This window comes from Halobacillus sp. B29, from assembly GCF_052246755.1.
Classification (GTDB): Bacteria; Bacillota; Bacilli; order Bacillales; family Halobacillaceae; genus Halobacillus; species Halobacillus halophilus.
The window spans coordinates 110,083-126,679 of the sequence record NZ_JBQQCM010000007.1; the positions used below are offsets into that span (position 1 = coordinate 110,083).

Below are 16,597 nucleotides of genomic sequence, written 5' to 3' on the forward strand. Positions count from 1 at the left end.
ATGTCTGAGCAGCCTTTTGTCGTCATGAACGATATCGATAAATCCTTTTCCAGCAACCAGGTTCTTAAAAAAGTGAATTTCTCCGTGAACCCAGGCGAAGTCCACGCGCTCATGGGTGAGAACGGAGCCGGGAAATCGACACTAGTCAAAATCCTGACGGGCATTCACGCGAGAGACGGAGGTTCTATTCAGGTGAACGGCGAAGATATCTCTTTTTCCAATCCTAAGGAAGCGGAAAAACAGGGAATCGTGGTCATTCACCAGGAGTTGAACATTATTCCTCACTTAACCGTTGCTCAAAATATGTTCTTAGGAAAAGAAATCACCTGGCGCAACACCGGGATTCTTCAGAAAAAACAAATGCATAAACAGACGCTGGAGAATTTGAAAAGACTGGGCGTTACGTCGATCGATCCGAATGAAAATGCCGGGGATTTATCCGTTGGTAAACAACAGATGATCGAAATAGCCCGGGCGATCTCGACGAACGCCAAGATGATTATTATGGATGAACCTACGGCGGCCTTAACGGACCGGGAGATCGAAAGCCTGTTTGAAGTGATCGATTCCCTAAAAAAACAGGGAGTCAGCATCGTTTATATTTCTCACCGAATGGAAGAAATCTTTAGGATTTGCGACCGGATCACCGTCTTACGGGATGGTGAGTACATCGGAACGGAAGAGGCATCGAACACCTCATTTGAAGCCATCGTTAAAATGATGGTCGGACGGGAGCTGGGTGAGCGTTTTCCAACCCGGGATGAAGTGAACGGCGAAGTTATTTTCCAGGTGGAACATCTCGCGAGGAGTAAATGGTTTAATGATGTCAGCTTTGACGTACGCGCAGGAGAAATTCTTGGAGTGGCCGGGCTGATGGGTGCCGGCCGGACCGAAATTATGGAAACGATTTTCGGTGCCGTGAAGAAAAACAAAGGCAGCATTTACTTGAACGGAGAGCCGCTGACCGTGAAACATCCGAGTGATGCGATTAAGGCAGGCATCGGATTTATTACCGAAGACCGTAAAGACGAGGGACTCGTACTAAACTTATCCATTCGCGAAAACATCGCGTTGTCAAATATGAAAGCGATTTCTAATAAAGGGTGGATCAATTCCACGAAGGAAAACGACCTCATTGATGACTTAATGAAGCGGCTCCATGTCCGGACGACAGGACGGGAACAGGAAGTGAAATCGTTAAGCGGCGGTAATCAGCAAAAAGTGGTGATCGCGAAATGGCTGGGCATCCAGCCCAAGGTGCTTATCCTGGACGAGCCGACCCGCGGCGTGGATGTCGGAGCGAAGAAGGAAATCTATCACATTATGAATGAACTGACGGAGCAGGGAGTCGCCATCATCATGGTGTCTTCCGAATTACCAGAGGTTCTCGGCATTAGTGATAGGATCATGGTCATCCACGAAGGAAACGTCTCCAAAATATTTAATCGTGGAGAAGCCACTCAAGAAAAAATTATGCAAGCGGCGACGGGGGGAGAGACAGGATGAAGAACATGGTGGTCAACAACTTTGCTAAATTAGGTCCCTTAATCGGACTTCTGCTCATTATGATCATTCTTGGTTTTGTGAGTGATAACTTTTTCACGCTAGACAACTTATTGAATTTACTCAGACAAATATCGATTAACGCCCTGATCGCGTTTGGAATGACTTTTGTCATATTAACGGGAGGCATTGATTTATCCGTTGGTTCCATTCTGGCATTCGGGAGTGCTCTTACGGCCGGAATGTTATCCAGCGGCATGGATCCACTGTTAGCCGTGTTTATTGGCTTGCTCGCAGGACTTGCGATGGGAGCCTTCAATGGTCTCGTCATTACGAAAGGGAAAGTAGCTCCCTTTATCGCAACACTGGCTACGATGACGATTTTCCGCGGAGCAACATTGGTTTATACGGATGGACGTCCGATCACCGGACTTTCTGATAGCTTCACTTTTGAAATGATTGGAAGAGGTTATGTGTTCGGGATTCCTTTCCCGGGTGTACTAATGATCCTTATTTTCTTCGTCCTATTTCTAATTCTGCATAAAACCGTTTTTGGTAGACAAGTCTATTCCGTAGGTGGAAATGAAGAAGCTTCGATTTTATCAGGAATTAAAGCCGACCGCGTAAAAATCTGGGTGTATTCCCTGACAGGAATGCTGTCCGTCCTTGCCGGAATTATTCTGACCAGCCGCTTAAACTCGGCCCAGCCTACGGCAGGGACCATGTATGAACTGGATGCCATTGCAGCTGTCGTACTCGGAGGCACCAGTCTTGCCGGCGGACGAGGCCTGATCAGCGGAACCTTAATCGGTGCTTTGATTATCGGCGTTCTGGATAACGGCTTGAACTTAATGAACGTGTCATCCTTCTATCAGCAGATTGTCAAAGGCGGCGTTATTCTGCTTGCTGTGCTGCTTGATCGAAGGTCTAAATAAAGGGACATGATGTTTTGCTTAAAGCATGATGACATATAAAAAACAGGGAGGAAGAAAAAATGAAAAATTGGATGAAATTATTTGGCCTTTTTGCTTTATTGTTGTTGGTCGTCGCTTGTTCTACGGAGCAGCCGGGAAGCTCTTCCGATGATGCAGAAGGGGATGGCGGAGATTCGGGTAATGGAGACGATACCACGAAAATTGGTTTATCCATTTCCACGCTAAACAATCCGTTCTTTGTTGCTTTGCGTGACGGAGCAGAAGCTGCAGCAGAAGAAGCCGGCTATGAAATTACTACGTCCGACGCTCAGAATGATGCAGCCACACAAGCCAGTGATATTGAAGACCTATTGCAGCAGGATATCGATGTATTGCTCGTGAACCCGGCGGATTCTTCAGCGATCGTGTCCTCGATCGAATCGGCCAATGATTCAGGCGTTCCCGTGATTACGGTAGACCGTACAGCTGACGGCGGTGAGGTCGTGACCCACATTGCTTCTGATAACGTCGAAGGTGGAGAAATGGCAGGCAATTTCATTGCCGAACAGCTTAATGAAGAAGGACAAGTTGTAGAACTGGAAGGAATTCCTGGCGCATCTGCCACCCGTGAAAGAGGAGAAGGCTTCCACAACGTGGTAGACTCCATGGATGGCATTGAAATGGTCGCCAACCAATCCGCTAACTTTGACCGTTCAGAAGGACTAACCGTTATGGAAAACATCCTGCAAAGTACAGATAGTCTTGATGCTGTCTTCGCTCACAATGACGAAATGGCCCTGGGAGCGGTCCAAGCTCTAGAATCCAATAACATGCTGGAAGATGTAACAGTGGTAGGCTTTGACGCTACCGATGACGCCCGTGCCGCTGTTTCAGAAGGAAGAATGGATGCAACCGTTGCCCAGCAGCCGGAACTGATCGGCCAGAATGCGATCGACGCAGCGGGCAAAGTAGCTCAAGATGAAGAAGTAGAAGAATTCATCCCAGTCGAACTTCAACTCGTAACTGAATAAGAACAGGATAAGGTAAAAACTACCACCTCAGGTCATCCATTATATGGATGACCTGAGGTGGTTAATTATGGATAATAGCGCCTTAAACTCTTCGAGATTAGTCTTTCATGTGAAGAATCGTGTTAATGTTTTGTAAAGAATTTATAGAACTATATATAAGCGTTGAATTATATAAGTGAATGCTTATATAATGTGAGTGAAGTTTACTTGTTCATTTTTCGACATGAAAACAGAAGACACACAAGATATATACTCATATGAAGGAGCATTTTAATGAAAATTATTATAATAGGTTCGGTAGCAGCTGGAACGTCTGTAGCTGCGAAAGCACGAAGAAACAGTGAGGACGCTGAGATTACGATTTATAATGCGGACTACGATATTTCGTATTCTATATGTGGAATTCCGTATTATTTAGGCGGCGAAGTGGAAGAACTCGAAACCCTTACCCCAAGGGACGCAGCCTGGTTCAAGAAGCGGTACAATGTCGATATTCACACACGCCATGAAGTTACTAGTATTGATTATGAAAATAAAAAAGTGATCATTAGGGATCTGGAAAATGATGAGGTGAAAGAAGATTCCTTTGATAAGCTGGTGTTAGCCACAGGTTCTTCTCCTGTCACGCCGCCGATTCCTGGTGTGGAGCTGGATCATGTATTCCAAGTTCGTACGATTCAGAATGCATTTTTCATCGACCAATATATGCAATCGAATAACCCGGCGAAAGCAACGATTATTGGTGCTGGTTTTATTGGACTGGAACTTGCGGAGCAGCTAAAACATAAGGGAATGGACGTAACCCTCATCCAACAGGATGCGCAGGTCATGTCCCACCTTGATAAAGATGTGGCTTCAAGGGTTGAAAAAGAACTCGAAGATCATGGGATCAACCTTATGGTGAATGAAACGGCAGAAGAGATCACATGTAACGTAGTTCGCACGCATTCTGGCGTAGAAGTAGAGTCAGACATGGTCTTTTTAGCCATCGGCGTTCGTCCCAATACAAAACTTGCCAAGGAAATCGGAGCTGAGGTGGGACCTACAGGTGCTATCGCTGTAAAAGCAAATATGGAAACGACGATTCCCGATGTATATGCAGCAGGTGATGCAGCGGAAAGCTTTTCAGTTATCACAAATGAACCGATTTACCGTCCTTTAGGTTCAACGGCGAATAAAATGGGGAGAATTGCCGGGGACGCCATAACGGGCGGTTCATTAGAACACCGGGGAATCCTTGGCACTGGCATTTTAAGAGTCTTCCATCTAGCGGTTGGTCAAACCGGCTTGAGTGAGCGAGAAGCGCTGGCTCACGGCTATGATATTGAAGTTTTGCACAATATCAAACCTTCCAATGCCGACTATCTAGGTGGTAAAGAGATGGTGATCAAAGCAATTGCCGATCGGGAAAGTGGACGTCTTTTGGGCGTTCAAATCGTAGGAGAGCGCGGGGTAGATAAAAGAATTGATGTGTTTGCTACGGCGATGACCTTTAAAGCGAAAGCGGAAGACTTGTTCCATTTGGATTTAGCGTATGCGCCGCCATTCAGCACTACAAAAGACCCCGTGATCTATACAGGAATGGCGCTCGATAACGCCATCACGAATAAAAATAAATTAATGACGCCAGAGCGGCTAAGCACACTGATTGAGAGTGAGCAGAAGCTTCAGATCATTGATACTCGTGCCCCTCATCAATATGAGAAATCAAATGTGCCAGGTGCCGTTAATATTCCGTTAGCTCAGCTTAGGACACGTTTAGATGAGTTGGATCCAAGCGTTACAACCATCACGTACTGCAACAAAGGCGTAACGGGGAATGCGTCTCAAAATATACTGCAGAACAATGGTTTTGAGGAAGTCTATAATTTATCCGGTGGTAATAAGAATTATCAAGCGTTTGTTCGGTGAACGATCTTTCTGAAAGTGCCTGCCCCTACTTTGGGTCAGGTGCTTTTTTTCGGTTATGCAACCCTGAAGGAGAACCAAGAAGAGAAGTAAAGGAAAAAACTGTCACCTCAGGTCATCCAAATTATGGATGACCTGAGGTGGTTAATTATGGATGAGGGTAAAACGTGATAAAATAGATACAAAACGTGCGACGGAGGATGAAATCTTGAAAATCAGTATTGTAACCGTAGGAAAACTAAAAGAGAAATATTTAAAGCAAGGGATCGAGGAGTATGTGAAGCGGCTCGGGCCGTATGCCAAAGTGGACATTATCGAAGTTCCGGATGAGAAAGCACCAGAAAACCTGAGTGAAGCGCAGATGGAAGAAGTGAAGCAGAAAGAAGGGGAGCGGATCCTGTCTAAGATCTCACAGGACACGTACGTGATGACGCTTGAAATTGAAGCGAAACAGCTGACTTCTGAGAAGCTGGCCAGTCATATGGACAGTCTGGCTACATATGGGAAGAGTAAAGTGGCGTTTGTGATTGGGGGATCGCTTGGGTTGAGTGATGAGGTGCTGAAGCGGAGTGACTTTAGTCTGTCGTTTTCTAAGATGACGTTTCCGCATCAGTTGATGCGGTTGATGTTGGTGGAGCAGGTGTACAGGGCGTTTAAGATTATGAAGGGTGAACCTTATCATAAATAATAGATAGTGGAATTAGTTTTCAGATAGTGGAACCATTAATGAAATGCTAAAATAGTTGTAGAAAAGATACTGTTTATTAACGGTATCTTTATTTTTTTGTTATAGGGAAGTGGGTCTCTTATTGAAATAATAGCATTTATAATAATCATTTTAATCGCCTCCATACTTCAGACGAGTACAGGATTCGGATTTTCAATTCTGGCTACTCCATTTCTTCTTTTAATATTTGAACCAATTGAGGCCATTCAAATAAATTTAATATTGTCTTTAATTATTTCCAGTGCATTAATCATGAAAATTAGAAAGGATATTGATTTTGGCATCCTTAGAAGATTTGTGGGAGGAAGTGTTTTGGGTCTCCCCGTTGGAATTACGATCTTCCTGTTAATTGATATAAATAGTTTAAAGCTGGGAGTGAGCCTTCTTATCTTGGTATTAACCATCATGCTTATTCTTAAGTTTCGAATTAACCAAAATAAGACGAGAGATTTACTTGTAGGCGGACTATCAGGTTCCTTCACCACAAGTATAGGAATGCCCGGTCCACCGTTATTATTATATTTTTCAGGAACAGATACTAAAAAAGAAAAATTAAGAGGTACTACACTAGCTTTTTATTTGTTTATATACCTTGTTAGTTTAATCATCCAAGTAATTTTTGCGGGGACCAATCAGACAATATGGGTGTCCAGCTTATGGGCCTTACCTTTGGTATTTGCAGGATTGTATTTGGGACAACTATTATTTAAAAGAATTAATCAAAATGTCTTTCGAATATTTACGTATATAATCTTATTTTTTACAGGGATTTACTTGATGATCGAGAGTTTGGGAGGGTTATAACCTAATAAAAATAATGGAACATAGCATGAAACTATATTCTGTTTTCCTGTTATGTCACCGAACACCATAGTCAAACAAACTATCTTCTTAAAAGATTCCCGATCCAGAACTTATATGTCGACTTAAGTGGCACCATTTTAACCTCTATGTTTAATCCAAATTCTCTTTAGGTTTTTCCTTATGCTTTCTATTCTTAACCTCGGTAAACAAGTTATCTGGTTCACTTGATGTATCTGTTGATGTTTCATTTCCTGAAGTAGCTCCTTGGGCTTCAATCAACGCTTTAAGCATTTGAATATCCTCTTTCGTAGCATAATCCTTATCAGGTTTCAGCATATAACCTAACTGCCCGTTTGGTTCTATGGTTGCCCATTTTAAATCGGAAAAATGCTTAATGTTCTGCTGTCTCATTCGCACCTCAAGCATATCAACCGTTAAGCGCAGTTTTTTTAAATTAGCTTCATTAATCTGGCCGTTCTCAACGACCAAAAGTGATTTTCCATATATGAAGCTTTCTAGAGCATCTGACCTCAAGACCACATATTCAATCGAAAGAAGCGTAAGTACCATGAGAAAGGTGATCGCCATAGTAATCCAGATGTTCCTGTCGCCAACCGGCTGAATAATCAAGGATCCAACCGCGATCATCATGACCGTCTGCGCTACCGTAAGCTGGGAGATAGACTTTCGGCCAGCTAACCGTAAAATAAGGACGCCTCCAATGACCACGACAACGGCTTTCCATATGAAGTTGAAATCCATAAGCGTCAACCTCCCGAGCTATCCATTTGGTTTCGTATCTTTTTTCTTTTTCTCCACATTTTCTATCGTTTCTCCCGGGGGAAGATTGTATAACCTGCTCTTAAGACCATATATCTTTTGAGAAGGCCATAGTCCATGATGTCCTGAGAAGAGATAGCTGACTAAGCAGGCAACTAAAAAGAACTCTAACCCTTTTCCGTCAAACATCTCCATAGCCAAAAGGAAGGCGGCCAAAGGGGTATTGGCACCTGCACAAAAGGCAGAAATTAATCCTAACGCAGCGAGAAAAGACAGAGGCAAGTCGATAAAGCCATGTAAAGCATTGCCTAGAGTTGCCCCAATGAAAAATAGAGGGATCGCTTCCCCGCCTACAAATCCGCTGCCTAGGGTGACCGCAGTAAATACCAGCTTGGCCAGAAAAGCAAAGGGAGGGACGTCTTCCTGGAAAGATTGTTCAAGCATCTCTAATCCCCGGCCGTTATAGTCCTGGGATCCAGTCAGTAGTGTTAATCCTACAATGATCAGTCCTCCAACGAAGGCTCTTTTCATATGATTTTTCTTAAAAAGTTTCTCAGAGAAATTTTGTATGCCGTGCCTCAACTGACAGTAGCAAACACTGATGAGACTGAAGATGACCGCTAATAAAATCACTTTCATAAAAGTACTCACCGATACTTCCGGTAGGCTTTGTATGATAAATTCTTCGTGTTCATGTCCCCAGGCTGCTGTTGTTACATAGTGGCCGACGAAGCTTGCCGTAAGACAGGGAACGAACGCTTCCAGTCTCAGCTTTCCTAAGGCCGTCATTTCCATGCCAAATACGGCACCGGTGATGGGTGCCCCAAAGGCAGCGCCAAAACCAGCACTAATGCCGCTCATCGTTAACGTTTTTCTGTCCAGTTTGTTGACGTTAAAGAATTTGTTCACGGCTGCCGCTACACTTCCGCCCATTTGGACAGCTGCGCCTTCTCGTCCCGTTGACCCGCCAAATAGGACAGTTATAAAAGTGCCGAGATAAACGATCGGCCCCATTCGCCGCGGCACTTCTTTTTTTCCATGTACAGAGTCGATCACGAGATTATTTAATTCAGCCGTGTCATTTAAAGTGTTATTCAAAAATACCTTTCCGTAGTTCATATACAGATATCCTATGAGAACTCCTCCAAGGGGGAGGAAGAAGATCAGCCAATCTTGTTCTAATCGAACCTCATCTCCAAGATAATCGTTCGTTTCTAAAAGGAACGTGGTTGTCGAGCCAACGATTAAACCAATTATGCTTCCAAAGAAAATCCATGAACCAAGAATTGAAAAGAAGTTTTTGTACTTTAGAAGCATCCACCATTCACCTCATTTCCATCTAGTGGGAATGTTGGTTCTAGTTTTGCCTATTGGAATAGAATTATTAAATTAAGGGTGGAATAAATGGTGGTTGAGTGAAGTGAAAGAGGCTATGGAGCCCAATACATATAACCGTACGTTCGAATCCTTACAAAAAAATCCCCTCAGGTCTCCCAAAATAGGAGTCCTAAGGGGGGGACGGAAGTTTGACTTCGGTACTATCGTAAAAATCAAAAGTGATGATACACCGACAGCCACTCCCAGAACCTTTCCTGTCCAGTTCCCATAGAATACAGGACAGGGAAGGAGGGGATTATCATAAACGAAAAGAACCTGTTACAACGACTCATCGCCGCCGGACTTGAACTCATGATCGCCGGCTTTATAGCCGCCTTATATACGCAGTGGCAGGATACCGGCCGGGGATTCGAGCCGAACCCAGTGTTTTGGAGAGCTTTTATCATCACTCACTTCACTTTCTTACTCGCCATTCCACTGTTCGCAAACGGAAGGACACTGGGGATGCTGCTGATGAATTTAACGGTCACATCTAACAACGGAAAGAAACCAAACTTCTTCCAAATCATCTTGCGGGCGGTGCTCGGATTCGGACCTATCATTCTCACCAACGGGCTGTGGTACTTCGTTTCTTTGATCACCGGTTTGGTCGATAAGAAGGGACGGGGATGGGGAGAATTGATCTCTTATACCACCGTAAAACGAAAGGAAGAGCCTTTTGATTAAGTACTGACAAGGATCAGTGCTTTTTTGTGTTCATAAAAAGTGATTTTCAGTCCATGAGAGGACATATCTCATGAGCTAAAAAAAGCCCCTCAGGCCTTCCGGAAAAGAAGTCCTTAAGGAGCTTTTTGAATCGATTACTAGCTTCGCGACTGCCGTAAAAACCGCGGATAAGATACCAAAGCAAGCACTCCACCAGCCACACCCGCTACAATTAAGAACACCAGATGAAACCAGATATCACCGACTCCGCCGCCAGACAGAATAATCTCTTTATACCCCTGAAGCGCCCAGTACTGCGGCAGGGCTTTACTAATGTTCTGAACCACTTCAGGCATAAACTCGACCGGCATCCAAAGACCACCGAGGAGCGCCCCGCCTAAGGCGAGAATCTGTGTCATGGCAATCCCCATATTTTCCGTTCGCACAATGACGGCCATCGCCATACCCCATCCGGTCACGATAAACGCAAGCGCCAGGGATAAGAGAATGAGAGCAAAGGGGTCTCCAAGCGGCAGATCATAGACCACGACACCAAACCCAAAAAGAACCGTAATTTGAACAAGCACGACGATCATGAACGGCAGCCACTTGCCGAAGAAGTATTGATGGATCGAGAGGGGAGTGCTGGCAATCCTTGCGACCATCCCGCGCTCTCGATCTTTTACAAAAACAATGACCATAGAAATCATAATGAAAAAAGCGAACATGATCGTGTAGCCCGGGATAATCTGAGTCACCACTTCTTTATAGCTCGTGCTCTCATCGCCAGAGAAAATCGCGACAAACGCCACAATAAATACAATCGGGAGCACAAATGTCCAGAACCACAGCCCTTTATCCTGGACCGTCTTTTTCAATTCAGTACGAGCGATTGCCCACATATGGATCCCTCCTTTTCTTAAGCATCCCTTAATTGCGTGCCGGTCAAATTGAAGAAAATATCTTCAAGCCGCGGGTGATAGAGTTCCAGCCTGTGAGGCTCCAAATTATGCTCGCGGCAGTGCACCACCAATTTTTCCAGAGTGAGAAGCGGCTCGTCACTATTCAGTAAATAGCCGTTTCCTTTCGATTCCGGCTCACCAAAGGTTTGCAACATCTCAAGCTCTATACCCTCTCCAGCAATAAACAACGAAGGCTTCGCATACTTCTCTAACAACTCTTCCATCCGGCCGAACTCCATGAGCTGCCCCTTATCAATGAGGCCAATGCTGTCACACAGCTGCTCGACCTCCTCCATATAGTGACTGGAGTAGATGATCGTACTTCCTTCAGATTTCAGTTGCTGAATAATTGAAAAAATCGAATTCCGCGACTGTGGATCAATCCCGACGGTCGGCTCATCCATGATGACGATGCCCGGTTTATGCAAAAGCGCACAGCCGATGTTCAGCCGGCGCTTCATACCACCCGAGAACGTCATGACTTTATCCTTCACCCGATCCGTTAAGCCGATCTGATCAAGCACCTCATCCATACGACGCTGCAGCTCTTTTCCTTTTAATCCATACAAGTTGCCAAAAAGGATCAGGTTGTCACGAGCGGTCAGCGTATCCTCCAGGCAGATTTCCTGAGGAATATAGCCGATCTGCTGCTTGATCTTGAGGCGGTCCTTCGAAACCTTCCAATCTTTCACATGGATGTCCCCGTCAAAATTAAGTAAAATTCCGGATAATATCTTCATGAGCGTCGATTTGCCAGCGCCATTTGGTCCAACCAGACCAAAGCACGTACCTTCGTTGATAGTGAAACTGATATCGTTGAGTGCATGTATGGAACCGTAGTGTTTGCTGATATTCTCTACCTTGATCACAAAACTGTCTCCTTTCTCTCTAACATTCAATTGTATTAACTGCCTTTTATACGTATGCTAAGAATTACAGGTTTCGGAATTTTGTGAAAAAGAAGGTGTATTTTCTTTTTAAAAACCTCAAGAGACGCAAGTGATCACGCTTGAAATCGAAGTGAAACAACTGATTTTTGAAATGCAAGCTAGTCATATGTACGGACTAGCTACTTATGGGGAGAGTGATGAGGAACTAAAACGTAGTGGCTTTAATTTGTCGTTTTCTACGAAGGGGTTGATAAGTGGAGCAGGGCTACAGGGTTTATAATTATTACTTAGGGAATCTTATCTGAAGTAACAGTGAACCCTATAGGAAGTAAAAATCCCTTCTGACCATCGTCAGAGGGAGGATTTTAACAGTATTCTTTTGAAAAAGTAAAGAATTGTTGGTTAAATTAGGTCATGACCGTTTTCTTGAAATTTATTATCCAGTTGGTTTACAAGGTAGTCCTTAGCATGATTTGTTATTTGAATATGAGGTTTTTGGTGGTGCCTTCTAGTGATTCTGGTTATATCTGTATCAGGGTTATTGATAGTCCTTGGGTAGAGTTTATGTCTCAAAGTATTGCACAATTCTATTAGTGGAATTCCTTCACGTATTGGACTATTAAGAAATTTTCCATTAAAAAGCTCGATATAATAGGGGTATCTATTGTTCCACCTTTTATAATTACTATCAGTATGATCTATCTTGTTATTGTTACTGAATCCTTTAGCATAAGCATAACCAACAATAACGGGGGTCTCTATTCCAGTTTTACTTTTACTTACCATCGCAATAAATATAAGATCGCCATTTTTTACCCCTCTAGGTGGCCGTGGGTAATACGTTCGTTCAATGTACTCATGAAGCTCCTTTTTCCTATTGATATAAACTTTATCATTTGGAATTCTACTATCACTATTACCCTCAAATTTGATCCAAATCCCTGTATTAATTTCCTCAAATTGTTCTTCTTCATCAATGAAATCTTCTACAAAATCTTTTTTTTCTGGGATCCATTCTGGGTCATTCAATTCTCTATTATTCTCATTATCATCCAATATTGCCCCCCATCTTTTTCTGTTTCTGTATGCTGTACTAGAACTAGTTCGCTCTGATAGTAATTTGTTTACTTCCTCTTTTTCTTTTTCTATTAAAGAAATGTCAATTTCAAACTTCTGAATTCTTTCTATTAGATCATTAAAGTATTGGACAGTATTACTTATAAATTCACTTTCGTTTTGTATAAAAACGCCGAATTCATGATTTTTGAAAAGCCCTTTAAAAGTGAAGTTTGCCGAACCTAATAACACACTACTATTATCGAAAATATATATTTTACTATGTAAATGCTGCAAAGAAAATAGCTTTACACCTACATTGTAAAGCTGTTCTAATGCTTCTAAACTATTAACTCCTTGGATAAAGTCTTCTCGATTAAAGCGTGTTATTAACTGACATTGTATAATCTGGTCATGGTTTTCAAGCCAACTTGCCAAGTAGGAAGCTGTTTTGTAACTAATAAAAGGGGAAGATATAGACAGGGATGATGTCGTTTTTTTGAGTAGCTCTTGAAATTTTGAACCAAAATTATTATCAATTATTTCAATATTCATTAAAGACCTCCCTATACCATATATGTTAATTATACACTATTATCAGACATATATGGTATTATATGTCTGATAATTTAGAATATAGTATCCGTTTAACCTTAAATATAGGATGGAGGGCGATTATGGAATCAATTATTGAACAATTACAACACTCGTTTCATAAGGGCTTTATAGACAAAGATTTTTCAACATCTACGCGCTTTCGCCCAGAGCTATTAGTTAACAGTAAAGAAAAGCATAAAGATGTCCTTACATCATTGGTTGATGAGTTGAAGAATTGCCGTTTCTTCATGTTTTCCGTGGCTTTTATTACTGAAAGCGGGCTAGCAACGTTAAAATCACACTTGCTTGATCTAAAGCTTAAAGGTGTCAAAGGGGAAATCCTTACTTCTACCTATCAAATGTTCAATAAACCGAAGGTGTTCAAAGAACTTTTAAAGTTAGATAATGTTAACGTGAGAATAGCTAATATTGAAGGGTTTCATTCGAAAGGATACATATTCAACCATGACACACATGTTTCTCTTATCGTTGGGAGTTCAAATTTAACGACCAATGCTCTTAAAGTAAATTATGAATGGAACATCAAGTTAACGTCTCATGAGAACGGAGAAATCATTCACCACTTTAATGGTCAGTTTAGAGACATGTGGGATAAAGCTGTCCCTTTAACCACCTCATGGATAAGTAGGTATGAAGATCAATATGAACCACTGCTATTATTTGAAGTGTCGGATGCACCAGGCTCGTATACAAGTAATAAATTAATGGATTCTTTATCAATTCAACCCAATAGTATGCAAAAAGCTGCTTTAGATGGGATTCAACGAGTGAGAGAGTCAGGAGAAGAAAAAGCTCTCATAGTTTCAGCAACTGGTACAGGAAAAACCTATTTATCTGCTTTTGATGTTCGTAGAGTACGACCGAAAAGAATGCTATTTATCGTTCATAGAGAACAAATTCTACATAAAGCTAAGAAAGATTTTCAAAACGTCCTGGGTGGAGAAGATAAAGACTTTGGTATTCTATCTGGATCGAATCGTGATACTGATGCTCGTTATTTATTTGCTACTGTACAAACGATGTCAAGGTCAGACATCATGAGTTCTTTCAATCCAGAAACTTTTGACTACATATTGATAGATGAAGTACATAAAGCGGGTGCACAGTCTTACTTAAAGCTCATTAAATATTTTAACCCTCACTTTTTATTAGGTATGACCGCCACACCTGAACGTACAGACGGATTTAACTTATTTGAGTTATTTGATTATAATATAGCCTATGAAATTCGTTTGCAAGAAGCATTAGAAGCGGATATGCTCTCGTATTTCCATTATTTCGGAGTCGCTGATTTTGCTATAGATGGAGAGAAAGTTTCGCAACACGAGCTATTTAATCACTTAACAGCGCAAGATCGGGTCGGTCACGTGCTTGAAAAAATTAGGTATTACGGATTTTCAGGGGCCCGAGTCGCTGGTCTAATTTTTTGTAGTTCTAAAAGAGAAGCCAAACAGCTCTCTGAACTCATGAACGAGCGAGGATATCGTACAGTTGCGCTTACAGGCGATAACTCACAGGAAGAACGACAAACACAAGTTCAAAGGTTAGAAAACGGAGCATTAGATTATATATTAACGGTGGATATTTTTAACGAGGGAATTGATATTCCATGTATTAATCAAGTGGTCATGTTAAGGCAAACTCAGTCTAGCATTGTTTTTATACAACAACTTGGACGTGGTCTGAGAAAACATGATAATAAAGAATATGTAACCGTAATAGATTTTATAGGAAATTATGAAAATAATTATCTCATTCCTATAGCTTTATCTGGCGATCATTCACAAAACAAAGATAATATACGAAGAAGAGTGATTGATACCAGTTATATTCAGGGAAGGTCGACGATTAACTTTGAAGAAGTAGCTAAAGAGCGAATTTACGAAGCTATTCGAACGACGAACCTTACACAAATGAAGGTGTTACGAAATGCCTATACAGAATTGAAGAACAGGATTGGCCGTATCCCTTTATTAGAAGATTTCCAAGCCCATCATTCGATTGACCCAGTTGTGTTAGTAGATAAGAAAGGGAACTATTATGACTTCTTGGAAAGTATGAAAGAAGAAGTTGGGCACTTAACCATTCGTGAAAAACAAATTTTAACCATGTTATCGCAGGAAGTGTTAAATGGAAAAAGGGTGCATGAGGCATTATTGCTTTGGTTATTATTAGACAATCAAACGATCTCATATGAATATTATAAAGAACAAATCGTCAGAGTTAGTGGAGTGGTTGATGAACCCACCCTACGTTCAGTTGAGCGTATGTATAGTCTAGATTTTTTTAAGAGCTCTGATCAAATTAAATATGGGGGTAAGCCAATCATATTTTTTGACGGTCAGAAGATTAGATGGGAAGAAGAGATGCAAGCGTCCTTAATCCAGAATGAACTGTTCCACAAATTTGTTAAAGATATTGTTTGTGTATCTATAATTAAGAATCAAGCATATTCAGATCAACAACCTTTTACACTTTTCCAAAAATATTCTCGGAAAGACGCTTGTAAACTCCTTAACTGGGAGAATGATGAAAGTTCAACTATTTATGGTTATAAACCAAAGTTTGGAACGTGTCCTATCTTTATTACCTACCATAAGAGTAATGAAGTCGAATCAAGCATTGATTATAAAGATGAATTTCTAAACCCTGAAGTACTAACATGGTATTCAAGAAGTAATCGGACATTGCAATCAAATGAAGTAAAACAGATTGTTGAAGCCACACAGAGAAACAATGATATCCATATCTTTGTAAAAAAAGACAACGGAGAAGGAAGCGACTTTTATTATTTAGGAAAAGCCCAGCCTGATCAGAGTTCGGTAGTACAAACTACCATGGAGGATAAAGAAAAACATTTACCCGTTGTTAGAATGAATATGAAATTAAAGCATCATGTCGACCAAAAATTATATGATTATTTTCATGAATAAACAAAAGCCCCTTCTTGGTGAAGGGGCTATACTTATTTTTGGTTAATTAAAAGTTCTACTGCTGGGACATCTGCTGGCGCCCACCTCAAAGAAGAAAGATTCTCTCTTTGCAACCATAATAGCTTCGAATGTTCATGAGGGTTTGGTGCCCCATTAACTATCTTTGCTTTTAGTGCGATCAATTGAATAATAAACTTGTCATATTCATGAGTATGGTCTTTTAAAACATCATGTGCTTCAATCTCACAAGATAACTCTTCTTTAATTTCACGTTCCAAAGCGGTTTGAAGATCTTCTCCTTCTTCTACTTTCCCACCGGGGAACTCCCACATATTTGGAATTGACATTTTTGGTGAGCGGAGCGCACAAAGAATTTCTTTATCTTCATTTTCAATAACTGCTGCAACGACTCTAACGGTTTTTTTCAT

14 protein-coding genes are annotated in these 16,597 nt (G+C 41.6%); 8 read left to right on the forward strand and 6 right to left on the reverse strand.

Going from position 1 to position 16,597, the window contains the following annotated elements; translation table 11 throughout:
* From ACTWP7_RS10795 to ACTWP7_RS10820, 6 genes are all read left to right on the forward strand, one after another.
* Positions 1–1,506: a sugar ABC transporter ATP-binding protein gene (locus ACTWP7_RS10795; RefSeq protein ID WP_443123176.1), complete on the forward strand. Its 1,506-nt coding sequence runs from the start codon at positions 1–3 to the stop codon at positions 1,504–1,506.
* Positions 1,503–2,438, forward strand: coding sequence for an ABC transporter permease subunit (locus tag ACTWP7_RS10800; RefSeq protein ID WP_443123177.1), 936 nt, complete (start codon positions 1,503–1,505; stop codon positions 2,436–2,438). The genes ACTWP7_RS10795 and ACTWP7_RS10800 overlap by 4 nt, the downstream gene beginning before the upstream one ends.
* 59 nt (positions 2,439–2,497) lie before the next feature.
* Complete coding sequence (locus tag ACTWP7_RS10805; protein ID WP_443123178.1) at positions 2,498–3,448, forward strand: D-ribose ABC transporter substrate-binding protein; 951 nt, start codon at positions 2,498–2,500, stop codon at positions 3,446–3,448.
* 273 nt (positions 3,449–3,721) lie between these two features.
* On the forward strand, positions 3,722–5,359 hold the full coding sequence (locus tag ACTWP7_RS10810) for an FAD-dependent oxidoreductase (protein WP_443123179.1): 1,638 nt from the start codon (positions 3,722–3,724) through the stop codon (positions 5,357–5,359).
* 205 nt (positions 5,360–5,564) lie between these two features.
* The gene (rlmH, locus tag ACTWP7_RS10815; protein ID WP_443123273.1) at positions 5,565–6,044 is read left to right on the forward strand and encodes a 23S rRNA (pseudouridine(1915)-N(3))-methyltransferase RlmH; all 480 of its coding nucleotides are present in this window, start codon (positions 5,565–5,567) and stop codon (positions 6,042–6,044) included.
* A gap of 120 nt (positions 6,045–6,164) precedes the next feature.
* Positions 6,165–6,887: a sulfite exporter TauE/SafE family protein gene (locus ACTWP7_RS10820; protein WP_443123274.1), complete on the forward strand. Its 723-nt coding sequence runs from the start codon at positions 6,165–6,167 to the stop codon at positions 6,885–6,887.
* A gap of 150 nt (positions 6,888–7,037) precedes the next feature.
* Here the strand turns inward: ACTWP7_RS10820 and ACTWP7_RS10825 are convergent, their stop codons facing one another.
* Together ACTWP7_RS10825 and ACTWP7_RS10830 are read right to left on the reverse strand one after the other, a co-directional pair.
* Positions 7,038–7,649, reverse strand: a complete 612-nt coding sequence (locus ACTWP7_RS10825) for a DUF421 domain-containing protein (RefSeq protein ID WP_443123180.1) — start codon at positions 7,647–7,649, stop codon at positions 7,038–7,040.
* Positions 7,650–7,667: 18 nt separating this feature from the next.
* Positions 7,668–8,984, reverse strand: coding sequence for a voltage-gated chloride channel family protein (locus ACTWP7_RS10830; RefSeq protein WP_443123181.1), 1,317 nt, complete (start codon positions 8,982–8,984; stop codon positions 7,668–7,670).
* Between the two features lie 336 nt (positions 8,985–9,320).
* Between ACTWP7_RS10830 and ACTWP7_RS10835 the strand changes: the two genes are divergently transcribed.
* Positions 9,321–9,731, forward strand: a complete 411-nt coding sequence (locus ACTWP7_RS10835) for an RDD family protein (RefSeq protein ID WP_443123275.1) — start codon at positions 9,321–9,323, stop codon at positions 9,729–9,731.
* Positions 9,732–9,868: 137 nt separating this feature from the next.
* Here ACTWP7_RS10835 and ACTWP7_RS10840 read toward each other — a convergent pair whose 3' ends face one another.
* The 3 genes from ACTWP7_RS10840 to ACTWP7_RS10850 all read right to left on the reverse strand — a co-directional run bounded on the left by ACTWP7_RS10840 (position 9,869) and on the right by ACTWP7_RS10850 (position 13,173).
* Positions 9,869–10,612 (reverse strand): ABC transporter permease, encoded by a 744-nt coding sequence (locus ACTWP7_RS10840; protein ID WP_224894839.1) that lies wholly within the window; start codon positions 10,610–10,612, stop codon positions 9,869–9,871.
* Between the two features lie 17 nt (positions 10,613–10,629).
* The gene (locus ACTWP7_RS10845; RefSeq protein WP_443123182.1) at positions 10,630–11,541 is read right to left on the reverse strand and encodes an ABC transporter ATP-binding protein; all 912 of its coding nucleotides are present in this window, start codon (positions 11,539–11,541) and stop codon (positions 10,630–10,632) included.
* Positions 11,542–11,964: 423 nt separating this feature from the next.
* A complete protein-coding gene (locus ACTWP7_RS10850) occupies positions 11,965–13,173 on the reverse strand; it encodes a phospholipase D family protein (protein WP_443123183.1) in 1,209 nt (402 codons plus the stop codon).
* 122 nt (positions 13,174–13,295) lie between these two features.
* Here ACTWP7_RS10850 and ACTWP7_RS10855 point away from each other — a divergent pair, with 122 nt between their 5' ends.
* On the forward strand, positions 13,296–16,169 hold the full coding sequence (locus ACTWP7_RS10855) for a DUF3427 domain-containing protein (RefSeq protein ID WP_443123184.1): 2,874 nt from the start codon (positions 13,296–13,298) through the stop codon (positions 16,167–16,169).
* Between the two features lie 32 nt (positions 16,170–16,201).
* Here ACTWP7_RS10855 and ACTWP7_RS10860 read toward each other — a convergent pair whose 3' ends face one another.
* Entirely contained in the window at positions 16,202–16,597 is a 396-nt protein-coding gene (locus tag ACTWP7_RS10860; RefSeq protein ID WP_443123185.1) for a (deoxy)nucleoside triphosphate pyrophosphohydrolase, read from the reverse strand.